At 69.3% G+C, this 25,981-nt stretch carries 22 protein-coding genes; 18 read left to right on the top strand and 4 right to left on the bottom strand.

What is annotated here, in order from left to right; translation table 11 throughout:
* Window positions 1-19: 19 nt before the first annotated feature.
* Window positions 20-214: a heavy-metal-associated domain-containing protein gene (locus WD026_RS12155; RefSeq protein WP_425723921.1), complete on the bottom strand. Its 195-nt coding sequence runs from the start codon at window positions 212-214 to the stop codon at window positions 20-22.
* A 61-nt stretch (window positions 215-275) separates the two neighbouring features.
* On the opposite strand from WD026_RS12155, the gene WD026_RS12150 reads away from it, so the two are divergent.
* Window positions 276-2,609 carry a heavy metal translocating P-type ATPase gene (locus WD026_RS12150; protein WP_425723920.1) on the top strand — a complete coding sequence of 778 codons (2,334 nt, stop codon included), beginning with the start codon at window positions 276-278 and terminating at the stop codon, window positions 2,607-2,609.
* Here WD026_RS12150 and WD026_RS12145 read toward each other — a convergent pair whose 3' ends face one another.
* Window positions 2,610-3,950: a transaminase gene (locus tag WD026_RS12145; protein WP_425723919.1), complete on the bottom strand. Its 1,341-nt coding sequence runs from the start codon at window positions 3,948-3,950 to the stop codon at window positions 2,610-2,612.
* Between the two features lie 104 nt (window positions 3,951-4,054).
* Between WD026_RS12145 and WD026_RS12140 the strand changes: the two genes are divergently transcribed.
* From WD026_RS12140 to WD026_RS12125, 4 genes are all read left to right on the top strand, one after another.
* Window positions 4,055-5,260 (top strand): YbfB/YjiJ family MFS transporter, encoded by a 1,206-nt coding sequence (locus tag WD026_RS12140; protein WP_425723918.1) that lies wholly within the window; start codon window positions 4,055-4,057, stop codon window positions 5,258-5,260.
* A 12-nt stretch (window positions 5,261-5,272) separates the two neighbouring features.
* On the top strand, window positions 5,273-6,688 hold the full coding sequence (locus tag WD026_RS12135) for an AsmA family protein (protein ID WP_425723917.1): 1,416 nt from the start codon (window positions 5,273-5,275) through the stop codon (window positions 6,686-6,688).
* A 115-nt stretch (window positions 6,689-6,803) separates the two neighbouring features.
* Window positions 6,804-7,733, top strand: a complete 930-nt coding sequence (gene speB, locus WD026_RS12130) for an agmatinase (protein ID WP_425723916.1) — start codon at window positions 6,804-6,806, stop codon at window positions 7,731-7,733.
* An 11-nt stretch (window positions 7,734-7,744) separates the two neighbouring features.
* Window positions 7,745-9,055 (top strand): NAD(P)/FAD-dependent oxidoreductase, encoded by a 1,311-nt coding sequence (locus WD026_RS12125; RefSeq protein WP_425723915.1) that lies wholly within the window; start codon window positions 7,745-7,747, stop codon window positions 9,053-9,055.
* A 19-nt stretch (window positions 9,056-9,074) separates the two neighbouring features.
* Here the strand turns inward: WD026_RS12125 and WD026_RS12120 are convergent, their stop codons facing one another.
* Complete coding sequence (locus WD026_RS12120; protein WP_425723914.1) at window positions 9,075-10,580, bottom strand: PLP-dependent aminotransferase family protein; 1,506 nt, start codon at window positions 10,578-10,580, stop codon at window positions 9,075-9,077.
* Window positions 10,581-10,659: 79 nt separating this feature from the next.
* Between WD026_RS12120 and WD026_RS12115 the strand changes: the two genes are divergently transcribed.
* The 12 genes from WD026_RS12115 (at window position 10,660) to WD026_RS12060 (ending at window position 24,459) form a co-directional block, all read left to right on the top strand.
* Window positions 10,660-11,454: a gamma-glutamyl-gamma-aminobutyrate hydrolase family protein gene (locus WD026_RS12115; RefSeq protein WP_425723913.1), complete on the top strand. Its 795-nt coding sequence runs from the start codon at window positions 10,660-10,662 to the stop codon at window positions 11,452-11,454.
* Window positions 11,455-11,485: 31 nt separating this feature from the next.
* Window positions 11,486-12,859, top strand: a complete 1,374-nt coding sequence (locus WD026_RS12110) for a glutamine synthetase family protein (protein ID WP_425723912.1) — start codon at window positions 11,486-11,488, stop codon at window positions 12,857-12,859.
* 21 nt (window positions 12,860-12,880) lie between these two features.
* A complete protein-coding gene (locus tag WD026_RS12105; RefSeq protein ID WP_425723911.1) occupies window positions 12,881-14,320 on the top strand; it encodes an aspartate aminotransferase family protein in 1,440 nt (479 codons plus the stop codon).
* A gap of 150 nt (window positions 14,321-14,470) precedes the next feature.
* Window positions 14,471-15,646: an extracellular solute-binding protein gene (locus tag WD026_RS12100; protein WP_425723910.1), complete on the top strand. Its 1,176-nt coding sequence runs from the start codon at window positions 14,471-14,473 to the stop codon at window positions 15,644-15,646.
* 110 nt (window positions 15,647-15,756) lie between these two features.
* Window positions 15,757-16,860 carry an ABC transporter ATP-binding protein gene (locus tag WD026_RS12095; RefSeq protein WP_425723909.1) on the top strand — a complete coding sequence of 368 codons (1,104 nt, stop codon included), beginning with the start codon at window positions 15,757-15,759 and terminating at the stop codon, window positions 16,858-16,860.
* Window positions 16,861-16,879: 19 nt separating this feature from the next.
* A complete protein-coding gene (locus WD026_RS12090) occupies window positions 16,880-17,788 on the top strand; it encodes an ABC transporter permease (RefSeq protein WP_425723908.1) in 909 nt (302 codons plus the stop codon).
* Between the two features lie 10 nt (window positions 17,789-17,798).
* The gene (locus WD026_RS12085; RefSeq protein ID WP_425723907.1) at window positions 17,799-18,659 is read left to right on the top strand and encodes an ABC transporter permease; all 861 of its coding nucleotides are present in this window, start codon (window positions 17,799-17,801) and stop codon (window positions 18,657-18,659) included.
* Window positions 18,660-18,771: 112 nt separating this feature from the next.
* Window positions 18,772-19,326: a porin family protein gene (locus WD026_RS12080; RefSeq protein WP_425723906.1), complete on the top strand. Its 555-nt coding sequence runs from the start codon at window positions 18,772-18,774 to the stop codon at window positions 19,324-19,326.
* A gap of 172 nt (window positions 19,327-19,498) precedes the next feature.
* Window positions 19,499-20,986 (top strand): aldehyde dehydrogenase, encoded by a 1,488-nt coding sequence (locus WD026_RS12075; protein WP_425723905.1) that lies wholly within the window; start codon window positions 19,499-19,501, stop codon window positions 20,984-20,986.
* Window positions 20,987-20,997: 11 nt separating this feature from the next.
* Entirely contained in the window at window positions 20,998-22,305 is a 1,308-nt protein-coding gene (gene gabT / locus WD026_RS12070) for a 4-aminobutyrate--2-oxoglutarate transaminase (protein WP_425723904.1), read from the top strand.
* The gene (locus WD026_RS12065) at window positions 22,302-23,651 is read left to right on the top strand and encodes a type III glutamate--ammonia ligase (RefSeq protein ID WP_425723903.1); all 1,350 of its coding nucleotides are present in this window, start codon (window positions 22,302-22,304) and stop codon (window positions 23,649-23,651) included. The genes gabT and WD026_RS12065 overlap by 4 nt, the downstream gene beginning before the upstream one ends.
* A 49-nt stretch (window positions 23,652-23,700) precedes the next feature.
* Window positions 23,701-24,459: a hypothetical protein gene (locus WD026_RS12060; RefSeq protein WP_425723902.1), complete on the top strand. Its 759-nt coding sequence runs from the start codon at window positions 23,701-23,703 to the stop codon at window positions 24,457-24,459.
* 15 nt (window positions 24,460-24,474) lie between these two features.
* On the opposite strand, the gene WD026_RS12055 is transcribed toward WD026_RS12060, so the two are convergent.
* Window positions 24,475-25,245: a class II aldolase/adducin family protein gene (locus WD026_RS12055; RefSeq protein ID WP_425723901.1), complete on the bottom strand. Its 771-nt coding sequence runs from the start codon at window positions 25,243-25,245 to the stop codon at window positions 24,475-24,477.
* 178 nt (window positions 25,246-25,423) lie between these two features.
* Here WD026_RS12055 and WD026_RS12050 point away from each other — a divergent pair, with 178 nt between their 5' ends.
* On the top strand, window positions 25,424-25,966 hold the full coding sequence (locus WD026_RS12050) for a cytochrome b (RefSeq protein ID WP_425723900.1): 543 nt from the start codon (window positions 25,424-25,426) through the stop codon (window positions 25,964-25,966).
* Window positions 25,967-25,981: the final 15 nt, after the last annotated feature.

The following is a 25,981-nucleotide window of genomic DNA, read 5'->3' as shown; positions in this document are numbered from 1 at the left end:
AGGTGACGGGATGAAGCCGTCAGGCGACTGCGTAGCCCTCTTCGCGGATCGCGGCTTTCAGCGCATCGGCATCGGCCTGGCTGTGCACCGCCACCCGCCCTTGCGGTCGGTCGATCTGCACCTGCGCCTGGGGATCGACCTGGCGGATGGCCTGCTGCACGGCTTTTTCGCAATGACCGCAGGTCATGCCCTGCACTTGAAACACATGGTCCATGGTGAGCTCCTGTAACGGTTCCAGGGCTGCATTGTCCGATGCAGCGGCTTATGCTGGCGTCATGAACGCGTGGACCGACACCCTGACCCCTCCCGTCACCCAGGAACCTGCCGATCCGGCGGCAACCGGGGTCTGTTCGCTGGACATCGGCATCGGCGGCATGACCTGCGCGTCGTGCGTGACCCGGGTGGAGAAGGCCTTGAACCGCCTGCCCGGGGTGAGCGAGGCTTCGGTCAACCTGGCCACCGAATCGGCCCGGGTCACGGTGCAGGGCCTGTCGTCCACCGAGGCCATGGCCCGCCTGAGCCGCGCGGTGCGTGACGCCGGTTACGAGCCCCGCCGTCCCCAGGCCATGGACGATGCACCCCCCACCGGCTGGCTGGGCCTGCCGCAGGATGCCTGGCCGGTGCTGCTGGGGGCGCTGCTGTCGCTGCCCCTGGTGCTGCCCATGGTGGGCGATCTGGCCGGCCGCCACTGGATGCTGCCGGCCTGGGCGCAGTTCGCGCTGGCCACGCCGGTGCAGTTCTGGCTCGGTGCCCGTTTTTACCGGGCCGGCTGGCATGCGTTGAAGGCCGGCACCGGCAACATGGAACTGCTGGTGGCCATCGGCACCACGGCGGGCTGGGCCCTGTCCACCTGGTTGTGGTGGCGCGCCGGGCCGGGCGAGATGGTGCACCTGTACTACGAGGGTTCGGCCGTGGTCATCACCCTGGTGCTGCTGGGCAAATGGCTGGAAGCCCGTGCACGCCGCCAGACCACCGAAGCCATCCGTGCCCTGCACGCCTTGCGACCCGAGGTGGCCCACCTGATGCCCGATGGCGTGAAGCGCGAGGCCCTGACCGATGTGCCGGTGGACGAGCTGCTGCCTGGGGACGTGATCCGCGTCTTGCCGGGTGAACGGTTTGCAGCCGACGGCACGGTGGTGAGCGGTCAGACCCAGGCCGACGAATCCATGCTCACCGGCGAGGCCATGCCGGTGGCCAAGGCACCGGGCGATGCGGTCACGGGCGGATCGCTCAATGGCGACGGCGCCGTGGAGGTGCGCGTGAAGGCGGTGGGGGCGCAGAGCGTGCTCTCGCGCATCATCGGTCTGGTGCAGGACGCGCAGGCCGGCAAGGCACCGGTGCAGCGCCTGGTGGACCGGGTGGCCGCCGTGTTCGTGCCGGTGGTGGTGGTGCTGGCGCTCATCACCCTGGGGGGCTGGCTGTGGACCGGTGCAGCGGTGGAAGAAGCCCTGCTGCACGCGGTGGCGGTGCTGGTGATTGCGTGCCCGTGTGCGCTGGGGCTGGCCACGCCGGCCGCCATCATGGCCGGCACCGGTGTGGCGGCCCGCCACGGCATCCTCATCAAGGATGTGCAGGCGCTGGAGGTGGCCCACCGCGTGAACACCGTGGCCTTCGACAAGACCGGCACGCTGACCCAGGGGCGACCCAAGCTGCAGCTGATCGAGGCCCGTGCAGGGGTGGACGAGCTGTCGGTGCTGCGCGTGGCCGCCTGCCTGCAGGAGCAGAGTGCGCATCCGTTGGCCCAGGCGGTGGTGCGGGCCTCGCAGGAGCAGGGCCTGACCTGGCAGACGGGCGATGCCGAGGCGGTGCAGTCGGTCACCGGCAGGGGATCGCAGGGCCGTGTGCAGGGCACCGAACTGGCCCTGGGCAGCCTGCGCTGGATGGAGGAGCTCCAGGTGGATCTCGGCCCGCTGGCCGAGGTGGCCACGAAAGCACAGGCCGACGGTCATTCGGTGTCGGTGCTGGCCAGCCGGTCGGTGGCCGGCTGGAGCGTGCTGGCGGTGCTGGCTTTTGGTGACGAGCCCAAGCCGGGGTCGGCACCGGCACTGGCCGAACTGCGGCGCCGGGGCATGCGTCTGTTCATGGTGTCGGGCGACAACCAGGGTGCAGCCGAGGCCATGGCCCGCCGGCTGGGCCTGCAGCCCGAAGCCGGTGAGGTGCTGGCCGAGGTGCTGCCCGGCGACAAGGCCGCCATCGTGCAGCGCCTTCGGGAAGCGCCGGGCGGTGGCAAGCCGCATGTTGTGGCCATGGTGGGCGATGGTGTGAACGATGCACCCGCCCTGGCCGCTGCCGATGTGGGCATGGCCATGGGCCACAGTGAGGGCGCCAGTTCCGATGTGGCCATGCATGCCGCCGGCATCACGCTGATGCGGGGCGACCCGCTGCTGGTGGCCGCGGCGCTGGACATTTCCAGGCGTACCGTGGGCAAGATCCGGCAGAACCTGTTCTGGGCCTTTGCCTACAACGTGGCCGGCATTCCGCTGGCCGCACTGGGTTACCTCAGCCCGGTGGTGGCCGGTGCGGCCATGGCGCTGAGCTCGGTCAGCGTCCTGGCCAACGCCCTGTTGCTCAAGCGCTGGAAACCACCGCAGGACCCCACCCAGGGCTGATCAGGCCAGGTCTGCCAGCAGCTCGTCGAACACGCCCAGCAACTTCTGCACATCGGCTTCGGTGGTGGCCGGCGACACCAGCATCATGCTGTGGAAGGGCGTGAGCAGCACGCCGCGGTTGAGCATGAACAGGTGGGTGAAGGCTTCCAGGTCGGACTGGGCATGGTCGCGCACGTCCTGCGCATCGCGCGGCGTGTGGTCCATGAACTGCAGCTCCATGCGGGCGCCCAGGCGGGTCACGGTCCAGGGCCGGCCGGCGGCGCGGATGCGTTGCACCAGGCCTTTTTCGAGCTGCTCCGCCAGGTCCAGCATGTGCCGGTAGTTGGCCTCGGTGTGCAGGTGGGTCAGCGCGGCATCGAGCGCTGCCAGTGTGAGGGCATTGCCGGCCAGCGTGGTGCCGATGCCGCTGTGGCCGTCGGGGGCGGCTTCCTTGGCTCGGGTCATGCGTTCCGCCAGGTCGTCGGTGAAGCCGTACACCGCGCAGGGCAGGCCACCGGCCACGGCCTTGCCCACCACCAGCAGGTCGGGGTCGAGCCGGTGCTCCCGTGCATACCCGCCCAGGGCGGTGGAGACGGTGTGGGTCTCGTCCATCACGAACAGGGTGCCGTGGCGGCGGCACAGATCACGCACGGCGGGCCAGTAGCCGTCCACCGGCGGCACCAGGCCGAAGTTGGTGAGGGCCGGTTCGGCCAGCAGGGCGGCCACATCGCCCGGCGCCAGGGCGGCTTCGAGCGCGGCCAGGTCGTTGAAGGGCACCACCCGGGTGAACTCGGCATGGTTGTGCACCTGGCCCAGCACCGAGGCGCGGGGCAGGGTGCGGCCGGTGGTGGGGTCCCTGTCCACCAGGGTGTCGTCCACGGCGCCGTGGTAGCAGCCATCGAACACCAGCAGCACCGGCCGGCGCGTCACGCCCCGGGCCCAGCGCAGCACGAAGCGGTTGGCATCGCTGGCGCTCAGGGCCATCTGCCATTGCGGCAGACCGAACACGCGCTGCAGCCCTTGGCCCACCGCCACGGCGCGGGTGGAGGGCAGCATGCAGGTCAGCCCCTGGGACGCCTGCTGTGCAATGGCCTCGGCCAGCGGGCGCGGGCTGTGGCCGAACATGGCGCCGGTGTCGCCCAGGCAGAAGTCGGTGTACTGCAGCCCGTCGGCGCAGGTGAGGGTGACGCCTTCGGCGCACGCCACGGCCAGCGTGGCCGGGCTGGGCCAGTCGCGCATCCAGTGCAGGGGCACGCCGAACAGGTAGTGCTGGCGGGCGGCAGCGGCCTGGGCCATGGAGGCGGGGTGGGTCTGGATGAAGCGCTGGCGTTCCCGGGCCTGCAATGTGCTGATGTCGACCATGAAGATGACTGTAAGCCGGGCCTGTCACCACTGCGGCAGCCCGGGCCCAGTGGCTGGTTCGTCCGACCTTGAATTGGCACCGCAGCGGGCGACAATGGCCTGCGATGGAACCGACGACGACATCTGCCCGGAGCGAACCCCTGCTGGGCCTGGCCATGGCCCTGTCGCTGGGCGCGGCGGTGTCCCTGGGCATCACCCGCTTTGCCTACGGGCTGCTGCTGCCCCCCATGCGGGCCGACCTGGGCTGGAGCTTCACCCTGGCCGGCGGCATGAACACCGCCAATGCCCTGGGCTACCTGCTGGGCGCGCTGGCCACACCACTGCTGCTGCGCCACCTGACACCGGCGCGGCTGATGCTGCTCGGCTCGGCACTGGCCACGCTGTTCATGCTGGCCAGCGGCTTCTTTGTCGACGCCCTGCCGCTGTTGCTGCAGCGCCTGCTGGCGGGCGTGGCCAGTGCCTTCGTGTTCATCACTGGCGGCCTGCTGGCGGCTCGACTGGGCGCGCGCGACCCGCGCCGCAGCGGCCTGCTGCTGGGGCTGTACTACGGCGGCACCGGGCTGGGCATCGTGGCCTCGGCCCTGCTGGTGCCACCGGTGCTGCAGGCGGCCGCCAGCGTGCCCCATGGCTGGGCCTGGGCCTGGTGGATGCTGGCCCTGCTGTGCGGCATGGCCACGCTGGGCCTGGCCTGGCCGGCGCGGGTGCTGGGCCGGCACGCGCCGCCGTCACCACCCGCCGCCGACGGAGCGGTGCCCCGGGTGTTCCGCTGGCGCGACTTCCGGCCGGCGCTGCTGGGCTATGGCTGCTTCGGCATCGGCTACATCGGCTACATGACCTTCGTGATCGCCCTGCTGCGCGAACAGGGGCGCTCGCCGCTGACCATCACCGTGTTCTATGCCTTGCTGGGGCTGGCGGTGATGGCCTCGTCGCGGCTGTGGGCGGGCTTGCTCGACCGGCACCGCGACGGCCAGCCCCTGGCCCGCCTGAACGCGCTGCTGGGTCTGGCCTGCGTGTTGCCGGCGCTCACCACCTGGGTGCCTCTGGCCCTGGTGTCGGGGCTGCTGTTCGGCGGCGTGTTCCTGTCGGTGGTGGCGTCCACCACCGCGCTGGTGCGGCACAACCTGCCGCCGGCGCAGTGGGCGGCCGGCATCAGTGCCTTCACCACGGTGTTTGCGGCCGGCCAGATCGTCGGCCCCACGGTGGTGGGCCTGATCGCGGATGGTCCTGGCGGCCTGTCCCTGGGGCTGGGTGTGTCGGCCCTGGTGCTGTGGCTGGGGGCGGTGCTGGCGCTGCGCCAGCGGGCCTGGTGAGTGGAGACGGGTGTGCGCGGCAAGGGATGGTGGATCGGTCTGGGCAGTCTGGTGGCGCTGGGCGGCGTCGGTGCGGTGGCGCTGTCGCACTGGCTGGGCACCGACGACTTCCGGCTGCGGGTGCAGACCCTGGCCAGCGACGCGCTGGGCGCACCGGTGCAGATGCAGCGCATCCGGCTGGACTTCCGGCCTTGGCCAGCGGTGGGCATCGAAGGCCTGGTGATCGAGCCGCCTGCGATGAATGCGGCTGGACGTAAGACCCGTCAGGCGCCCGACCCGGTGACCGTGGGCCGGGCCGCGCTGCAGCCCGATTACGCGGCCTTGCTGGGTGGGCGGTTCCGGCTGTCCGTCCTGCATGTGGACGACGCGGTGCTGCCGCAGGGTGCCTTGCTGGCGCTCTCGGCCCTGGCGCAGCGCCCGCGCGGCACCGAGCCGTCTGCGCCAGAGGCCGACACCCTGCCCGATGCCGCCCTGCTGCCGCGCGAGGTGCGCCTGCAGCGCCTGAGCTGGATCAGTCTGGAGCGGGTGCGCCACACGGTGGATGCCGACCTGAAGCTGTCGGTCGATGGCTGGCCGCAGCAGGCCGGCGTGAAGGTGCTCGAAGGCCCTTACCGCCAGGCCACCGTGCAGCTGGAGCGCCAGCCGCCCGGTGCCGACCCCGCCGAGACCGGCACCCGGGTGTGGCAGCTGTCGGCCCGCATCGGTGGCGGCACCGTCGGTGGCCCCCTGCGCTGGACACCGCTGCCGGCCGATCCTGCGGGCTCGGCTGACCGGCCCACGGTCTGGCAGGTGCAGGGCGATCTGGTGACCCGCCAGGTGGAGCTGTCGGCCCTGACCGTGCCCAGCCGCACCCTGACCGGCCGGCTGCAGGCCACCACCGCACTCTCGGCCCGGGTGGACCCGGCCGCCGGCACCGACGTGCTGCTGCGCTCGCTGCGCACCCAGACCCGGTTCCAGATCGACGACGCGGTGCTGCACGGCATCGACCTGGCAAAGGCAGTCACCACCGTGGGCCTGTCCCGGGGCGGCGAGACCTCGCTGGACACGCTGGCCGGCCAGGTGAACACGCGCGGGGCGGCCATCGAGCTGCAGAACCTGGTGGCCACCTCGGGCGTGCTGGCAGCCACCGGCGACGTGGCGATTGCGCCGTCCCGCGCCCTGTCGGGCCGGGTGCGGGTGGACATGACCCGGGGTGCCGGCGGCGGCGCCATGGGCGTGCCCCTGGCCCTGGGCGGCACGCTGGACGATCCCTCGGTCACGCTCACCCGCTCGGCGCTGCTGGGCGCGGCCATCGGCACCGCCCTCATGCCGGGCGTGGGCACCAGCGCCGGTGCCAACCTGGGCGACCGGCTGGGTGAGGGCATCAAGGGCCTGTTCGGCGGCTCCAGCGAGCCGCGCAGTCCGCAGCGCACCGAACCGCGGCGCTGAACTGGCCTCCCGGCCCCGGGGAAATTGGACCTGCCGTTCCGGTGGTCCGGGGGTATCTTGCGGGGCCAATCCAGCCCCCGGTTTTCCCGTTCCTCCTTTTCAACGGATCCCCACCATGGCCATCGGACAGTTCGCCTACGCCAGCAGCACCCAGCGTTTCATGGCCTGCGCGCCGCTGGCCGACCAGCCCTTTGCCATCTGCGGCGTGCCCTATGACGGGGTGGTCACCAACCGGCCCGGTGCCCGCTTCGGGCCGCAGGCCATCCGCACCGCCAGCCTGATGCTGTGCGACGCCATCCATCCCGTCTTCGATGTGTCGCCCCTGGCCCATGTGGGCGACGCCCTGGACATGCGCCTGCCCAACGCCTCGCCCCTGCCCGAGGTGCGCCGCCACATCGAGCAGCAGGCGGCCGAGCTGATGGCGCGGCACCACTGCATCTTTCTGGGCGGCGACCATTCGGCCACGCTGTCGCTGCTGCGCGCGGCCCAGGCCCGCCATGGTGGCGAGCCGCTGGCCCTGCTGCACTTCGATGCCCACTGCGACACCTGGACCGACCATTTCGGCGAGCCCTCCGGCCACGGCACCTGGACCTACGAGGCCCTGCAGGAAGGGCTGGTGAGCCCGGCGCACACGGTGCAGGTGGGCATCCGCTCCAGCGGCGAGCGGGCCGCCCGCGAATACGTGGCCGACCAGGGCGGGCAGATCTTCACCGCTCGCCGCCTGCGCGGCATGGACGGCGCCGGTCTGGCACCGGCGATCAACGCCATCCGCCAGCGCATCGGCCAGCGGCCGGCCTACCTCACGCTGGACATCGACGTGCTCGACCCGGCCTTCGCCCCCGGCACCGGCACGCCCGAGCCGGGCGGCCTGAGCAGCTCGCAGGTGCTGACCTTCATCGAGGAGCTGGCCGACCTGAACTGGATCGGCATGGACTGCGTGGAAGTGGCACCGGCCTACGACCATGCCGAGCTCACCAGCAACGCCGCCGCCACCCTGGTGTGGACCTACCTCTCGGGTCAGGTCGCTCGCCAGGCCCGGCGCTGAAGGGGTCGGTCATGTGGCGCGCCTCCCTGATCGGATCGGATACCCAGCTCAACCAGGCCAGCTACTACGAGGCCAGCGTGCAGCGGCCGCCGCTGCAGGACCCGCTGGACGCTTCGCTGCAGGTCGATGTGCTGGTGGTGGGCGCCGGCTTTGCCGGCCTGAGCGCCGCGCTGGAGATGGCGCAGCGCGGCCTGAGCGTGGTGGTGCTGGAGGCCGACCGCGTGGGCAGCGGCGCCAGTGGCCGCAACGGCGGCCAGGCCATCGTGGGCTATGCCAGCGGCCTGGGCCCGTTCGAGCAGCAGCTGGGCGCAGCCGACGCGCAGCGCGCCTGGGACATGTCGCTGGACGCCATCGACCTGATCGACCGCCGCATCGCCGAGCACGGCATCGCCTGCGACCGCCGCCACGGTTACCTGTACGTGGCCGACGCGCCGCGCAAGGCCCGCGCGCTGCGTGAGGAAGCCGAGGACCTGCAGGTGCGCGGCGTGCCGGTGGACTGGGCCGAAGGCGACGACGTGGGCCGGCTCATCGGCACCCGGCGTTATGTGGCGGCCTTCCGCGAACAGCGCAGCGGCCATCTGCACCCGCTGAAGTACGCGCTGGGTCTGGCCGATGCGGCCCGGGCGGCCGGCGTGCAGATCTTCGAGCGTTCGCCGGTGACCTCGCTGCGCCGCGGCCCGTCGCTGCAGGCGCTCACGCCCAAGGGCGCGGTCACGGCCCGTTTCGGTGTGCTGGCAGGCAACTGCATGCTGCCCGAATACGGGCCGGCGGTGGCGCCCGACATCGCGCCGCGCATCATGCCGGTGGGCACCTACATCATCGGCACCGAGCCGGTCGACCCCGAGCTGGCCGCCACGCTGATCCCCGGTCATGCGGCGGTGTGCGACAACAATTTCGTGCTCGACTACTTCCGCTTCAGCGCCGATCACCGCATGCTGTTCGGCGGCCGGGTGAGCTACACCACCATGACGCCACCGAACCTGCAGGCGCTCATGCGCGACCGCATGGTGCGCATCTTCCCGGCGCTGCGCGAGGTGGCGGTGGCCTTCTGCTGGGGCGGCTTTGTGGACATCAGCATGAACCGTGCGCCCGACTTCGGCCGCCTGGGCGACAACCTGTACTACCTGCAGGGCTTCAGCGGCCATGGCGTGGCGCTCACCGGCCTGGCCGGCCAGCTGGTGGCCGAGGCGGTGGCGGGGCAGGCCGGGCGCTTCGATGTGTTTGCCCGGCTGCAGCACCGCCGCTTCCCGGGGGGGCCCTTGCTGCGCACGCCCAGCCTGGCCCTGGGGATGTTGTGGCACCGGTTCAGGGACGTGGTCTGAACCGCCCGGTCCGGGTGTCTCAGGCCGGCAGCGGCCGGCTTGCCAGCACCCGGGCCACGGCCATGGCCAGCAGCGGCCCGCAGCGCGCGATCTCGTCCAGCGGTGCATAGCCGTAGCCGATGATCAGCCCGCGCAGGTCGGTGCGCTGCAGGCAGTAGGCCGACAGGGGCCGGACCGTCAGGCCCTGCTGGGCGATGCGCTGGGTCAGCGCCACGTCGTCCACCGAACCCGGCAGGCGCAGGCACAGGTGCAGGCCCTGCTCGGCCCCGGTGATGCGCGGGCCCTCGGTGTCGTCGCGCAGCACCGGCCGCAGGGCATCGAGCAGCAGCTGGCGGCGCTCGGCATAGCTCTGGCGGGCGCGGCGCAGCGCGCTGGCAAAGTGGCCCATCTCGATGAACTCGGCCAGGGCCGCCTGCACCGGCATCTGGCCCGGCCGGTTGAGGTCGTAGTGGGCCCGGCGGAAGGCTTCGACCAGCGCCTTGGGCACCACCAGGTAGCCCAGCTTGATGCCGGGGTACAGCACCTTGGAGAAGGTGCCCATGTAGAGCACCCGCCCGGTGGTGTCCAGCCCTTCCAGGCTGGAGATGGGCGGGCCGCTGAAGCGGTATTCGCTGTCGTAGTCGTCCTCCAGCACCCAGGCTTCGTGGGCGGTGGCGGTGGCCAGCAGCTGGTGCCGCCGCTGCAGCGACATGACCGCTCCGGTGGGGTACTGGTGCGAGGGCGTCACATAGATCAGCCGCGGCGGGGTGGCATCGTCCTGCGGGCCGGGCGCGATGCCCTGGCGGTCCACCGGCACCGGGTGCACCTGCAGGCCGGTGGCCATGAAGGCCTTCATGGCGCCCCAGTAGGCCGGGTCTTCCACCCATACCGTGTCGCCGTGGTCGGCCAGCAGGCGGGCGCACAGCTCCAGCGACTGCTGGGTGCCGGTGGTGACGATCACCTGGTCGGCGTCCAGGTGCACGCTGCGGAACACGCGCAGGTAGTCGGCAATGGCGCGGCGCAGCGGCGCGTAGCCGCCCGAGGTGTTGTAGTCCAGCATGTCCGGGTAGGTCATGCGCCAGTGCTTGTTCTGCAGCCGCTGCCACAGGGGCAGGGGGAAGGCGCTGAAATCGGCGATGCCGGGGGTGAAGGGCTGCACCTCCAGGTCGGCCGCGCTGAAGCGGTGGGCCAGCCGTTCGCCGCGCTGCGACAGGCGCCCGGCCTGCTGCGGCGCCGCACGCAGCGGTGCCCCGGTGCTGGCGCGGCCCGGCGTGGCGCGGGGCACGTTGTCGTTCACGTAGGTGCCGCTGCCCACGCGGCTGGCCAGATAGCCTTCCACGCTGAGCTGGTTGATGGCCGCCACCACGGTGTTGCGCGAGAGGTTCAGGTCCTGCGCCAGATCGCGGCTGGAGGGCAGACGTTCGCCGGCACCGAGCTTGCCGTCCAGCATGGCGCGGCGCAGGGCCTCGTAGAGCTGGCGGTGCAGGGGCAGGGCGTCCTGGCTGCCCAGGCGGGTCATCTCACTGAGCAGGAATTCCGAGAGCAAGTGGCACCATGTGGTTGGCTCAACTGGCCCTCATTGTGATCCAATTTGCCCGCCACAATGGCCTGCAACCGGAGATTGCATGAACAAGCCGCCAAGCATGGTCTGGCTCCCCGCCGACCACCGCCTTCTGGGCGACCACGGCCATCAGATGCCCTTCCTGCTGCTGGGCGACAAGTACGCCCGCGCCGTCAAGGTGGGCGCCCAGGCCCAGCCCGTGATGTTCCCCCTGGCCAGCGCCGACCAGATCGACGAGCTGCTGGCCCTGGTGGATGGGGTCATGCTCACCGGCTCCCCCTCCAACGTGCACCCCTCGCATTTCGACGAGCCGGTGGCCGATCCCTCGCTGCCGCTGGACGCCGAGCGCGACCAGCTCACCCTGGCCCTGGTGCGGGCCTGCGTGCAGCAGGGCGTGCCGCTGCTGGGCATCTGCCGGGGCTTCCAGGAAATCAACGTGGCGCTGGGCGGCACGCTGTACCAGCAGGTGCACAACGTGCCCGGCCGCATGGACCACCGGGAACCCAAGGGCCAGCCGCCCGACGTTCAGTACGCCCCGCGCCACGCCATCCACCTGGAGCCCGGCAGCGTGTTCGCGCAGTGGGCCGGCGGCACCGAAGTGCAGGTCAATTCCCTGCACGGCCAGGGCATCCACCGCCTGGCCGACGGGCTGCGCGCCCTGGCCCGGGCGCCCGACGGCCAGATCGAGGCCTTCGAGGTGCTGGGAGCCCGCAGCTTTGCCTACGCGGTGCAGTTCCACCCCGAATGGCGCTGCTGGGAGAACCCGTTCTACAGCGCCATCTTCGAGGCCTTCGGCCGTGCCTGCCGCCAGCGGCGCAACGAACGCCTGAACCCGACCCCAGCGACATTGACCGCATGACAACACGAGCCCTGACGACAAGGAACCGGCCATGAACGCCCAGAAAACAGCCCCCAAGACCTTCAACGACCTGGAGAACTGGCTCAACGAACGCCGCGTGACCGAGGTGGAATGCCTGGTGCCCGACCTGACCGGTGTGGCCCGCGGCAAGATCCTGCCGCGCGAGAAGTTCACCGAAGACCGCGGCATGCGGCTGCCCCAGGCCATCGTGGCCATGGGCGTGACCGGCGAATTCCCCGAGAGCGGCCCCTACTACGACGTGATCGAACCGACCGACCGCGACATGCAGCTGCGGCCTGACCCCACCACCGCGCGCATCGTGCCCTGGGCCACCGACCCCACGGCGCAGGTCATCCACGACTGCTTCGACCACCAGGGCAAGCTGGTGCCGTTCGCACCGCGCAGCGTGCTGCGCCATGTGTGCAACCTGTTCGAAGCCGAGGGCTGGGACCCGGTGGTGGCCCCCGAGCTGGAGTTCTACCTGACCGCCCGCAACACCGACCCCAACACCCTGCTGCGCCCGCCGATCGGCCGCAGCGGCCGGGCCGAGACCTCGCGCCAGGCCTACTCCATCGACGCGGTCAACGAGTTCGACCCGCTGTTCGAAGAGATCTACGACTATTGCGAAAAGATGGAGCTCAACGTGGACACGCTGATCCACGAGGTGGGCGCGGGTCAGATGGAGATCAACTTCTTCCACGCCCACCCGCTGGGCCTGGCCGACGAGGTGTTCTTCTTCAAGCGCACGGTGCGCGAGGCCGCGCTGCGCCACGACATGTACGCCACCTTCATGGCCAAGCCCATTGCCGGCGAGCCGGGCAGCGCCATGCATGTGCACCAGAGCATCGTGGACAAGGCCACCGGCCGCAACATCTTCAGCAACGAGGACGGCAGCGCCTCCGAGGCCTTCCACCACTACATCGGCGGCCTGCAGCGTTACATCCCGGCGGCCATGGTGCTGGTGGCGCCGTATGTGAACAGCTACCGGCGCCTCTCGCGCCACACCGCCGCCCCCATCAACATCGAATGGGGCCACGACAACCGCACCGTGGGCATCCGCTCGCCCATTGCCAGCCCGCAGGCCCGCCGCGTGGAGAACCGCGTGATCGGTGCCGACGCCAACCCCTACGTGGCCATGGCCATGACCCTGGCCTGCGGCTACCTGGGCCTGAAGAACAAGATCAAGCCCAAGCCGGAGATGAAGGGCGACGCGTACCTGGCGCCGTACTCGCTGCCGCGCAGCCTGGGCGAGGCCCTGGACTGGCTGCGCCGCGAACCCGACCTGCACGAGGTGCTGGGCAAGGAGTTCGTGACCATCTACACCGAGATCAAGGAGCTGGAGTTCGACGAGTTCATGAAGGTGATCTCGCCCTGGGAACGCGAACACCTGCTGCTGCACGTCTGATCTGCCTGAAAGCGAAACGCCATGAACACCTCGACCCTCATTGCACCGCCCGCCATCGTCCGCCGCGCCGAGCAGCACGACACCAAGGCCATCCAGGCGCAGGACAGCGCGCACTTCATCCACCCGTTCACCGACCACGGCGATCTGGCCACGCGCGGCGCGCGGGTGGTGACCCGGGCCGAGAACATCTATGTGTGGGACTCCGAAGGCCACCGCATCCTGGACGCCATGAGCGGCCTGTGGTGCGTGAACGCCGGCTACGGCCGCAAGGAGCTGGCCGACGCGGCCTACCAGCAGCTCATGACGCTGCCCTACTACAACAGCTTCTTCCAGACCACCAACGTGCCGGCGGTGCAGCTGGCCAGCAAGCTGGCCTCGCTGGCGCCGGAGGTGGGCGGCCGCCGGTTTGAACATGTGTTCTTCTCCAGCAGCGGCTCCGAGAGCAACGATACCAACGTGCGTCTGGTGCGCCGCTACTGGGACCTGCTGGGCCAGCCGCAGCGCAAGGTCATCATCAGCCGGCACAATGCCTACCACGGCTCCACCATGGCCGGCGCTTCGCTGGGCGGCATGAGCGGCATGCATGCGCAGGGCGATCTGCCCATTCCCGACATCGTGCACATCGAGCAGCCCTACTTCTTCGAGAACGCGAAGCCGGGCGAGTCGGCCGCCGATTTCGGCCGCCGGGCCGCCGGGTGGCTGGAGGCCAGGATCCTGGAGGTCGGTCCCGAGCGCGTGGCCGCCTTCATCGCCGAGCCGGTGCAGGGCGCCGGTGGCGTGATCATCCCGCCCGAGACCTATTGGCCCGAGATCCAGCGCATCGTCGACCAGTACGGCATCCTGCTGATCTCCGACGAGGTGATCTGCGCTTTCGGCCGCCTGGGCCACTGGTTTGCCTACGAGAAGTTCGGCTACCGCCCCGACCTGGTGACCTTCGCCAAGGGCGTGACCAGCGGCTACGTGCCCCTGGGCGGCGTGATGGTGGGTGACCGGGTGGCCAAGGTCCTGATCGAGCAGGGCGGCGAGTTCAACCACGGCTACACCTACAGCGGCCATCCGGTGGCCTGTGCCGTGGCCCTGGCCAACCTGGAACTGATGGAGCGCGAGGACCTGCCCGGCCGGGTGAAGAACGACACCGGCCCCTACCTGGCCCAGCGCTTTGCCGAGCTCAACGACCACCCCCTGGTGGGCGTGGCCGAGACCTGCGGTTTCGTGGCCGGCCTGGTGCTGGTCAAGGACAAGGCCACCGGCCAGACCTTCGACCCCGATCTGGGGGTGGGCATGAAGTGCCGCGCGCACTGCTTCAGGAACGGGCTGATCATGCGCGCCGTGGGCGACCGCATGATCATCGCGCCGCCGCTGGTCATGACCCGGGCCCAGATCGACGAGATGATTGGGCTCATCCGACAGTGTCTGGACGCCACTTTGGTGCAATTGCGGGCCGAAGGGCTGCACTCCTGACTAGAATGACCGCCGCGCCATGCCCGGACCGCCTGCGGGCATCGGTGTCGCGCGCCACGGGTCTGGAACTTGCTAGCTGTCGGTGGGTCATCTTCCCGTTGCGTTGAAACCTTTCGGTCTACACACCCTCGTTCAGGAGAAAGCATCACCATGAAGAAGCACGTTCTGGTTCTCGCGATGTCGGCCATGCTGCTGGCCGCCTGCGGCAAAAAAGAGGAGCCGGTCGCTGCTCCGGCCGCCCCCGCCCCGGTGGCTGCTGCCCCGGCTGCCCCCGCCGGCCCGGTGCTGGATGACGAGAAGGTCCTCAACATCTACAACTGGCCCGACTACGTGCCGGAGAACCTGATCGCCGAATTCGAGAAGGCCACCGGCATCAAGGTCAACTACGACACCTTTGAGACCAACGAGGCACTCAACGCCAAGCTGGTCGCCGGCAACACCGGCTACGACATCGTCGTGCCCGGCACCGTGTTCGCCAAGCCCCAGATCGAAGCCGGCTTCTACCAGCCGCTGGACAAGGCCAAGATCCCCAACTACGCCAACCTCGACCCGGCCGTGATGCAGGTCCTGACCAAGGCCGACCCGGACAACAAGTACCTGGTGCCGTGGGCCTGGGGCTTCACCACCGTGGGCATCAACAAGACCAAGGTCGCCAAGGCCCTGGGCAGCACCCCCATGCCCGAGAACGCCTGGGACCTGGTGTTCAAGCCCGAGTACACCAGCAAGCTGAAGTCCTGCGGCATCGCTTACCTGGACTCGCCCACCGAGATCATCCCGGTGGCCCTGCACTACATCGGCAAGGACGCCTACTCCAACGACCCGGCCGACTACAAGGCCGCCACCGAGATGCTGGCCAAGGTGCGCAAGGACATCCGCCTGTTCAGCTCCACCATGATCGACGACATCGCCGGCGGCAAGGCCTGCGTGGCCGTGGGCTGGTCGGGTGACATCAACATCGCGGCCGGCCGCGCCAAGGAGAACGGCTCCAAGGACGAGATCGAGGCGCTGCTGCCCTCGACCGGCGCCCTGTCGTTCTTCGACACCATGGCCGTGACCAAGGATGCCAAGCACCCGAACAACGCCATGGCCTTCATCAACTTCTTCCTGAGCCCGGAGAACGGCGCCGCCATGGCCAACGAGATGAGCTACAACGCCGGCAACAAGGCCGCCATGGACAAGGTGAACCCCGAGATGGCTGCCAACAAGACCATCTTTGTGGACGCCGCCTACATGGGCAAGATGATCCCGCCGAGCAGCTTCACCAACGAAGCCCGCGAAGCCATGGCCACCGCCTACAACGCGTTCAAGACCGGCAAGGCCAAATAAGCCTGCTGTCCTGAACGGGCTGTGACCCCCGGGGCTGTTCGTACCGCCGTATGAACAGCCCCGTTTCTTTTTCTGTCGACCCACCCACCACCCCACAAGAGGCGCATTCCATGGCAGCGGCTGGACACACTGATGGCTACCTGATCACCGACAAACTGATCAAGCGCTTCGACGAGGCCGTGGCGGTCGACGAGGTGTCGCTCTCCATCGGCAAGGGCGAGATCTTTGCCCTGCTGGGCAGCTCGGGCTGCGGCAAGTCCACCCTGCTGCGCATGCTGGCCGGCTTCGAGAAGCCCACGTCCGGTCGCATCCTGCTGGGCGGCCAGGACCTGGTGTCCCAGCCGCCCTACGAGCGGCCGGTGAACATGATGTTCCAGAGCTACGCGCTGTTCCCGCACCTCAACATCTGGGAGAACATCGCCTTCGGCCTCAAGCGCGAGGGCCTGCCCAAGGCCGAGATCGAGAAACGCGTGGGCGACATGCTGGCCCTGGTGCAGCTCACCCCGTACGCCAAGCGCAAGCCGCACCAGCTGTCGGGCGGCCAGCAGCAGCGGGTGGCGCTGGCCCGCAGCCTGGCCAAGAAGCCCAAGCTGCTGCTGCTGGACGAGCCGCTGGGCGCGCTCGACAAGAAGCTGCGCGAACAGACCCAGTTCGAGCTGGTCAACATCATCGAGCAGGTGGGTGTGACCTGCGTGATGGTGACCCACGACCAGGAAGAGGCCATGACCATGGCCAGCCGCATCGCCATCATGAGCAAGGGCCGGGTGCTGCAGGTGGGCACGCCGCAGCAGATCTACGAATACCCGGGCAACCGCTTCGTGGCCGACTTCATCGGCAACGTGAACCTGTTCGAGGGCAAGCTCAGCCTGGACGAACCCGACCGCTGCGCCGTGACCACGGCCATCGGCGAGGTGCAGGTGGGTCACGGCATCAGCGGCAGCCTGGGCATGTCGGTGGCGGTGGCGGTGCGCCCCGAGAAGGTGAGCATCGGCAAGGAGCGCCCGGCCGACATGGACCACAACGTCTTCGGCGGCCGGGTCAAGGAGATTGCGTACTTCGGCTCCTACAACACCTACATCGTCATCACGCCGCAGGGCGCGCGGGTGAAGATCACCGAGCCCAACGGCTCGCGCCACGAGCGCCTGGGCATCACCTGGGAAGACGAGGTCTTCTTCTGGTGGGACGACACCGACGCCGTGGTGCTGCGCGACTGACCCCTGCCGGAGGATCACCATGAACCTGCCCACCCCCGGCAAACGATTCGTCATCGGCGTGCCCTACGCCTGGCTGATCGTCTTCTTCTTCCTGCCCTTCCTCATCCTGCTCTACATCAGCTTCGTGGACATGGGCGGCGACATCAGCCCGTTCAAGCCGCTGTGGGACCCGGACACCGGCGTGCTGAGGCTCAAGTACGAGAACTACCTCTCCATCTTCCGCATGGAAGAGGGCGCGCCGCTGTTCAAGACGCTCTATGTGGAGGCCTACCTGCGCTCCATCTGGTATGCGCTGTGCACGGCGGTGCTGTGCCTGGTGATCGGTTACCCGTTTGCCTACTTCATCGCCCGCTCGCCGGCCAGCGTGCGCCCGGCCCTGCTGCTGATGGTGATGCTGCCGTTCTGGACCTCGTTCCTGCTGCGTGTGTACGCCTGGAAGGGCATCCTGGCCGACCAGGGCGTGGTCAACCGCGCCCTGATGGCGCTGGGCATCACCAGCGAGCCCATCGCCATGCTCTACACCAACGTGTCCATGCTGGTGGGCATGACCTATGTGTACCTGCCCTTCATGGTGCTGCCGCTCTACGCCAACCTGGTGAAGATGGACTTCCGCCTGCTGGAGGCCGCCTACGACCTGGGCACCACGCCCTTCAAGGCCTTCTGGCTGGTCACGGTGCCGCTGTCGCGTTCGGGCATCGTGGCCGGCTTCATGCTGGTGTTCATTCCCTGCGTGGGCGAGTTCGTGATCCCCTCCCTGCTGGGCGGCCCGGAGAACCTCATGATCGGCCGCGTGGTGTGGGACGAGATGTTCACCGCCAACAACTGGCCCCGGGCCACGGCACTGGCCGTGGTCATGATCGCGGTCATCGTCGTGCCCCTGGCGCTGTACTACCACTACAGCGGCAACAAGAACGAACAGCGCGCCTGAGGAGCCGGCCATGAAGCAACTGCTTGAGAAACACACCGGCAAGCTCTGGATGGCGCTGGTGTTTGCCTTCCTGTATGCACCGCTGGTGTTCATGATGGTGTTCTCGTTCAACAGCACCCGGCAGGATGCCCGGTTCACCGGCTTCTCGCTGCGCTGGTACGAGGCCCTGACCCGCGACACCAAGATCGTCGAAGGCTTCTTCCTCTCGCTCAAGGTGGCGGCCATCACCGGCGTGCTCTCGGCCGTGCTGGCCACCTTCGCCGCCTTCGTGCTGGTGCGTTACCGCCGTTTCGTGGGCCGCACCATCTTCAGCGGCATGGTGAATGCGCCGCTGGTGATGCCCGAGGTGATCATCGGCCTGTCGCTGCTGCTGCTGGCCGTGGGCGCGCAGAACGTGTTCGGCTGGCCCGAGCGCGGCATGCTCACCATCATCCTGGGCCACACGCTGCTGGGCATGGCCTACGGCATGGTGGTGATCCAGTCGCGCCTGATGGAGATGGACCGCTCCACCGAAGAAGCCGCCATGGACCTGGGCGCCAAGCCCATCCAGGTGTTCTTCCTGGTCACGCTGCCCAACATCTTCCAGGCCATCCTGGCGGCCTTCCTGCTGGCTTTCACCCTGTCGTTCGACGACGTGGTGATCTCCGAATTCCTCTCCGGCCCGGGCGTGAGCACCCTGCCGCAGGTGATCTTCGGCTACGCCCGCCGGGGCATCAACCCGACCATCTACGCCGCCGCCACGCTGCTCATCGTCACCGTGACCATCGTCATCGTGGGCTATGCGGTGTGGGTGGCGCGGCAGACGCGACGACGCGAGCGCGAGATTGCCGCCGCCGCCCGGGCGGAGGTGGCGGCACTGCAGGTGAAGTGAGCGCCTAACCGCTCGCTGCCCGGGGAACCGGGGGAGGGTGTACGCCCCAGGTGAAACCTAGGATCGATCGGCCCATGCAACCGCATGGGTTCAATCTTTCCTTCCATTCACCATGCAACGTACCCTCATTGCTACCGCAGCCGCAGCGGCCTTCCTCACCCTGGCAGGCACCGCTCAAGCGCAGACCAACGACCTCAACACCTATGTGGAAGTGGGTTACTCGCGCGTCTCCGTCAAAGCCTCCGACTTCGGCCTCAAGGCCTCCCCCAGCGTGCTCAGCACCACCCTGGGTCGCCGGATCAACGCCAACCTGGCCGTCGAAGCTAACCTGGGCCTGGCCCTGGGCAGCGATGAGCTGACGTTCAATGGTGCGCCCACCGGCGTCACGGCCAAGCTGGGCACCAACCTCGGCGTGTTCCTGCGCCCCAGCGTGCAGCTCAACGACAGCGTGGAACTCTTCGGCCGTGCCGGCTGGCAGCGCACCCGCCTGAAGCTGTCCGCCGACGGTGCGTCCGATTCCGCCTCCGACAACGATTTCGCCTATGGCTTCGGCGTCAACTACAGCCTCAGCAAAACCTCGTACCTGCAGGCCAGCTGGCTTAACCAGCTGAGCAAGGGGGGTGTCAATGCCAAGGCCATCGGCCTGAGCTATGGCTACCGGTTCTGATCCGGTCCTGGCCTGACATGCAAAAAGCCGCCCGAGGGCGGCTTTTTCGTGGCTGGTTGCTTGATCTCCTGCGCGTGTACCCGTCCCTCGGTGGATGCCCGCCGGTCCGCCAAAGTGGACTGGCGCGGTGTGCCTTTCCCGGGCTAGCATGGGGGCCAATCTGAGGATGCCCATGAGCGACAACGCCAGCAACACCACCCCCCGCTTCGACGGCCGTGCCGTCATCAATGGCCAGCGCGTGGACGCGCGCGACGGTCAGACCTTCGACTGCCTCTCGCCGGTGGATGGCCGCCTGCTGACCCCGGTGGCCCGCTGCGGTGCGGCCGACATCGACGCCGCCGTGGCTGCGGCCCGCGCCGCCTTTGAAGACCGGCGCTGGAGCGGCATGGCGCCGGCGGCGCGCAAGCGGGTGATGCTGAAGTTCGCCGACCAGCTCATCGCGCATGCCGACGAGCTGGCGCTCACCGAAACCCTGGACATGGGCAAGCCGGTGAAGTACGCCCGCGCGGTGGACGTGAACAGTGCGGCCAACTGCATCCGCTGGTACGGCGAGGCGGTGGACAAGGTGTATGACGAGATCGCGCCCACGCCCAGCACCGCACTGGCGCTGATCACCCGCGAGCCGGTGGGTGTGGTGGGCGTGATCGTGCCGTGGAACTACCCCATGATCATGGCGGCCTGGAAGATCGCGCCGGCCCTAGCAGCCGGCAACTCGGTGGTGCTCAAGCCCAGCGAGAAAAGCCCGCTGACCGCGCTGCGCCTGGCCGAGCTGGCGCTGGCCGCCGGCATTCCGCCGGGCGTGTTCAACGTGGTGCCGGGTTACGGCCAGGAGGCCGGCAGCCCGCTGGCGCTGCACATGGACGTGGACTGCATCGCCTTCACCGGCAGCACCCGCGTGGGCAAGCAGATCCATGTGATGGCCGGGCAGAGCAACCTCAAGCGCGCCTGGACCGAACTGGGCGGCAAGTCGCCCAACATCGTGTTCGCCGACTGCCCCGACCTGGACCGTGCGGTCGAGGCCGCCGTGGGCAGCATCTTCTTCAACCAGGGCGAGAGCTGCAACGCGCCCTCGCGCCTGTTCGTGGAGGCCTCCATCAAGGACGCCTTCCTGGAAAAGGCCCTGGCCCTGGTGCCGCGCTACCAGCCGGGCAACCCGCTGGACAAGTCCACCGTGATGGGCGCCATCGTCGACAAGGTGCAGATGGACACGGTGCTGCGCTACATCGACAGCGGCCGCAGCGAAGGCGCCCAGCTGCTCGCCGGTGGCGAAGCCGCCGAGCCGGTGAAGGGCGGCTTCTATGTGAAGCCCACTATCTTCGACGGCGTGAAGAACGACATGACGATCGCCCGCGAAGAGATCTTCGGCCCGGTGCTCTCGGTGCTGAGCTTCACCGACGCGGCCGACGTGGTGCGCCAGGCCAACAGCAACATCTACGGTCTGCAGGCGGCCGTGTGGACGCGCGACATCAACAAGGCCCATGGCGTGGCGCGTGCGCTGCGGGCCGGCACGGTGCATGTGAACCAGTACGACGAGGACGACATCACCGTGCCCTTCGGCGGCTTCAAGCAGAGCGGCGTGGGCCGCGACAAGTCGCTGCACGCGTTCGACAAGTACACGGAAGTGAAGACCATCTGGATCCGGATTGATTCCCCTGTCTGAAGGAGACGCCCATGAACGCCCCGCAAACCCCCGACGCCCTGCAAGCCCCGCACACCAATGCCGCCTGGCATGCCCGCCGGCTGGCCGCCACGCCGCGCGGCGTGGGCGTGATGGGTGACTTCTTCATCGACCGCGCGAAGAACGCCGAGTTCTGGGACATCGAAGGCCGACGCTTCATCGACTTTGCCGGCGGCATCGCGGTGCTCAACACCGGCCATTTGCACCCCAAGGTGCAGGCCGCCATTGCGGCGCAGCTGCAGCGCTTCACCCACAGCTGCTACCAGGTGGTGCCCTACGCCGAGTACGTGGCGCTGGCAGAGCGCATCAATGCGCTGGTGCCCATCGACGGGCCGGCCAAGACGGCCTTCTTCTCGACCGGCGCCGAGGCCATCGAGAACGCCATCAAGATCGCGCGTTCGGCCACCGGCCGCAGCGGCGTCATCGCCTTCGGCGGTGCCTTCCATGGCCGCAGCCTGTTCTCGGTGGCGCTCACCGGCAAGGTGCAGCCGTACAAGGCGGGCTTCGGCCCCTTCCCGCCCGAGGTCTACCACGTGCCCTTCCCGTGCCACTGCGCCTCGCTGGACGACACGAAAAAGGCCATCGAGCAGCTGTTCAAGTGCGACATCGAGCCGTCGCGCGTGGCCGCCATTGTGTTCGAGCCGGTGCAGGGCGAGGGCGGCTTCAACCCCATCCAGCCGGCCGCCGTGAAGTGGCTGCGCGAGCTGTGCGACCAGCACGGCATCCTGCTGATCGCCGACGAGGTGCAGACCGGTTTTGCCCGCACCGGCAAGCTGTTTGCCATGGAGCATTACGGCGTGTCGCCCGACCTGATCACCATGGCCAAGAGCCTGGCGGGCGGCACCACGCTGTCCGCTGTGTCGGGCCGTCAGGCGGTGATGGACGCGCCGGCCCCCGGTGGCCTGGGCGGCACCTACGCCGGTCACCCGCTGGCCATTGCGGCCTCGCACGCGGTGCTGGACGTGATCGAGGAAGAGCGCCTGTGTGAACGTGCCCAGCGCCTGGGCGACAAGCTCATCGGCCACCTGATCGCGCAGCGCGCCGTGCGCCCCCGCATCGGCGACATCCGTGGCCTGGGTGCCATGGTGGCCTGCGAGTTCGTCGACCCCAAGACCGGCGCGCCCGATGCCGACACCACCAAGAAGGTGCAGGCCGCCGCACTCGCCCGTGGCCTGCTGCTGCTGACCTGCGGCGTGTACGGCAACGTGATCCGTTTCCTGTTCCCGCTGACCATCGAGGACGCGGTGTTCGACGAAGGCCTGTCGGTGCTGGACGCCGCGCTGGCCGAGGTGCTGGCTTGAGCCTGACGGCCTCGGCGCAGGCCGACCTGTCCGACCGCATGGCCGCCTTGCGGGCGCAGGGCATCCACTCGGTGCTGGCCACCTTCACCGACCTCGACGGTGGCGTCAAGGGCAAGCTGGTGCCGCTGGACCTGCTGCCCCAGGCCGTGGCCGAGGGGGCCGGTTTCTCCGGGCCCAGCATCACCGGCACCGGCCTGCCGCGCATGGGCCCCCGCAGCGAATACATGGGCCGGGTGCTGCCCCAGACCCTTCGCCCCTGGCCCTTCATGGCCGGCGTGGCGCACGCGGTGTGCGACGGCTTTGCCGGCGGCGAGCCGCTGGACACCTGCCCGCGTCAGGTGCTCAAGGCCCAGGTGGAGCGGCTGCGCCAGCGTGGCTGGACGCTGTGGGCCGGCATCGAGCCCGAATTTTTCCTGCTACGCCCCGTCGATGGCGGCTGGGCCGTGGCCGATGCGCAGGACACGCTGGCCAAGCCTTCGTACGACCTGCGGGCCATCGGCCGCCACTTCGGCCTGCTCGACCGGTTGCGCCAGGCCCTGCAGGACCTGGGCTTCGAGCTGCAGCAGATCGACCACGAGGACGCCAATGGCCAGTACGAGGTGAACTACCGCTTCGACGATGCCCTGGCCGCAGCCGACCGCTACCAGCTGTTCAAGCTGGCGGCCGGCGAGGTGGCGCGAGAGCACGGCATGGTGTTCTCCACCATGCCCAAGCCGCTGGCCCAGCCGCCGGGCAGCGGCCTGCATTTCCACCTGAGCCTCACCGACCACCAGGGCCACGGCCTCATGGTCGACCCGTCGGGCGTGCTGGGCTTGAGCGAGCTCGGTCACCGGTTTGCCGCCGGCCTGCTGCACCACGCCGATGCCCTGGCCGCCCTGTGCGCGCCCACGGTCAACAGCTACCGGCGGCTGGCCGCCAGCCGCAGCGCCTCCGGCACCACCTGGTCGCCGGTGTGGAAGGCCATCGGGGACAACAACCGCACCTGCCTGGTCCGCACCGTGGCCGGCCGGCTGGAGTGGCGGCTGCCCGACCCGGCCTGCAATGTGTACGCGGCCCTGGCCGGCACGCTGGCGGCCGGCCTGGACGGCATCGACCGCGCCCTGCCGCCGGTGCCCCCGACCGACGACGACCTGTACCAACGCCATGCCCGGGGCGATGAGCTGCCGCCGCGCCTGCCCCGCGACCTGCACTCCGCGCTGGACGCCCTGCAGGCCGATGGTGGTCTGCGCGAGGCTGTCGGTGCCGGTTTCTGCGAGCAGTTCCTGCAGGTCAAGCGGGACGAGTGGGCCGAGTTCAGCCGCGAGGTGTCGGGCTGGGAGTGGCGGCGCTACGCCGACGCGCCGTGACGGGGCGGGCGGTCTTGCCGGGATAATCGCCCGTCCTTCGCCGCCCCCCATGAGCCATCCCACCCCGCCCCCCGCCGCCCCCGAGCGCACCTGGACCAAGTCCGCCGACCGGCCCCTGCGCAGCGGGCGCAAGTCGCTCGGCATCTGGTGCATGGCACGGGCCCTGGGCGTGCCGGTGCCCTGGGCGGCCGTGCGGCAGACCGATGGCGTGGCCCTGCTGGCCCACGAACATGCGCGCCTGCAGGCCCTGGCCGCCGCCGGCGAGCGGGTGCCGGCGGTGCTGGCCTTTGACGGGCAGCACCTGGTCACCAGCGACATCGGCACCACCCTGGACCGCTGGCTGGATGCGGCGTCTCCGGCGGATCGGCTGCCGGTGATGTGCAGGGCTTGTGCCGATCTGGCCAGCTTTCATGCGCGAGGTCAGTGGCACGGCGGATCTCAGACCCGCAACCTCACATGGGATGGCGTTCACTTTGCCCGGCTCGATTTTGAAGAGCGTCTGGTGCCCGGCATGCCGCTGGACCTGGTGCAGCGCTACGACGCCGTGCAGCTGCTGCTGTCCATGACCCGCCATCTCGAGCCGCTGGGCCCGGGCGCGGTGCTGCAGGTGCTGCAGGCCTACGCCGAGGCCGGTGGCACGCACGTGCCCGACCTGCGTCCCTTTCTGGCCCGATTGCTGCCGCGCCTGCGGACGGTGCTGTGGCTGGTGGGCTGGTCGCCACGCCTGCGCCACTCGCGCGAGGCCCGGCGCCTGCGCACCGTGCTCGACGGCATGACCGCCTTCGTGGCGGACCGCGCCGCCGGTTGAATCAGCCCGCCCGGGTCAGGTCCGGAACGAGGGGTCGAGCTTCTCGGCCTTGCGCAGCAGCGCCGGCCAGGCCAGCTGCGCGCCCTGGCCGGCTGTGGCCACCCGCATCACGTCGGCCATGCCGGCCAGGATGGCGGGGTTCACCTGGGTGAGTGTGGTGCCGCCGGCCAGCGCGTCCACCTGGATGCGGCAGGTGTTCTCGAAGGTGTACATGGAGAGGAAGGCGTCCGGGATGCTGCGGCCCACGGTCAGCAGGCCGTGGTTGCGCAGCACCAGGTAGTTGGCCTGGCCCAGATCGGCCTGCAGGCGCGGCTTCTCGTCCGGGCGGAAGGCCACGCCCTCGTAGTCGTGGTACGCCAGCGATGAGAGCACGAAGGTGCTCTGCTGGCTGATGGGCAGGATGCCGTGCTGCTGCGCGCTCACCGCCACGCCGGCGCGGGTGTGGGTGTGCAGCACGCACACCGCATCGGGCCGGGCCTCGTGCACCGCGCTGTGGATGACGAACCCGGCCGGGTTCACCGGGAAGGGCGAGTCGTGCAGCTTGTTGCAGGCCATGTCGACCTTCACCAGGCTGGACGCGGTGATCTCGTCGAACATCAGGCCGTAGGGGTTGATCAGGAACTGGTGTTCGCCGCCGGTCACGCTATCGGGCAGCTTGGCGCTGATGTGGGTGAAGACCAGATCGCTCCAGCCATAGGCCGCCACCAGGCGGTAGCAGGCGGCCAGATCGCAGCGCAGCGCCCACTCTTCGACACTGACGACTTCACGCAGGGAGGGAATGTGCATGGGGCACCTCGGTGATGGCTGAAGGGAAGGGCCATTACACCGCCGATGGCCCCGTGGCGGCAGCCCCGGACCATCCCGCAGGCGACAGGCCCGGGGTCATGATCATTCAATGATTTCGAACACAGGGTTCAAGACCGTTCATCTGTGTTGCGCGATCTGCTGCCTACACTGCCGGTCCATGAGCACCACCCCCGCCCGTTACACCGCCACCGCCCGCTGGCTGCATGCGCTGCTGGGCCTGGCCCTGGTGGGTGTGTTCGCCATGGGGCTGTACATGACCGAGCTGCCGTTCTCGCCGCAGCGCCTGAAGCTCTACAACTGGCACAAATGGGCCGCCATGCTGGTGCTGGCCTTCTCGGTGCTGCGCCTGGTCTGGCGCCTGACCCACCGCCCGCCCGAATTGCCGGCGAGCATCCGCAACGCCATGCCGGCCTGGCAGCGGGTGGCCCACCACGGCACCCACGCCGGCCTGTACCTGCTGTTCTTTGCCGCGCCCTTGCTGGGCTGGGCCTACAGCTCCTCGGCCGGCTTCCCGGTGGTGCTGTTCAGCGTGCTGCCGCTGCCCGACTGGGTGCCGGCGAACCCGGACCTGGCCGAATTGCTCAAACCCCTGCACCGGCTGGCCGCTTACGCCCTGGCCGGCTTGGTGCTGCTGCATGTGGCCGCGGCCCTCAAGCACGCCCTGATCGACCGCGACGGCCTGCTGCGCCGCATGTTCTGAACCCCTCATCGGACC

It is taken from the genome of Hydrogenophaga sp. R2 (assembly GCF_049843595.1).
Classification (GTDB): domain Bacteria; phylum Pseudomonadota; class Gammaproteobacteria; order Burkholderiales; family Burkholderiaceae_C; genus Hydrogenophaga.
This window is presented reverse-complemented; position numbering and strand designations above follow the sequence as displayed.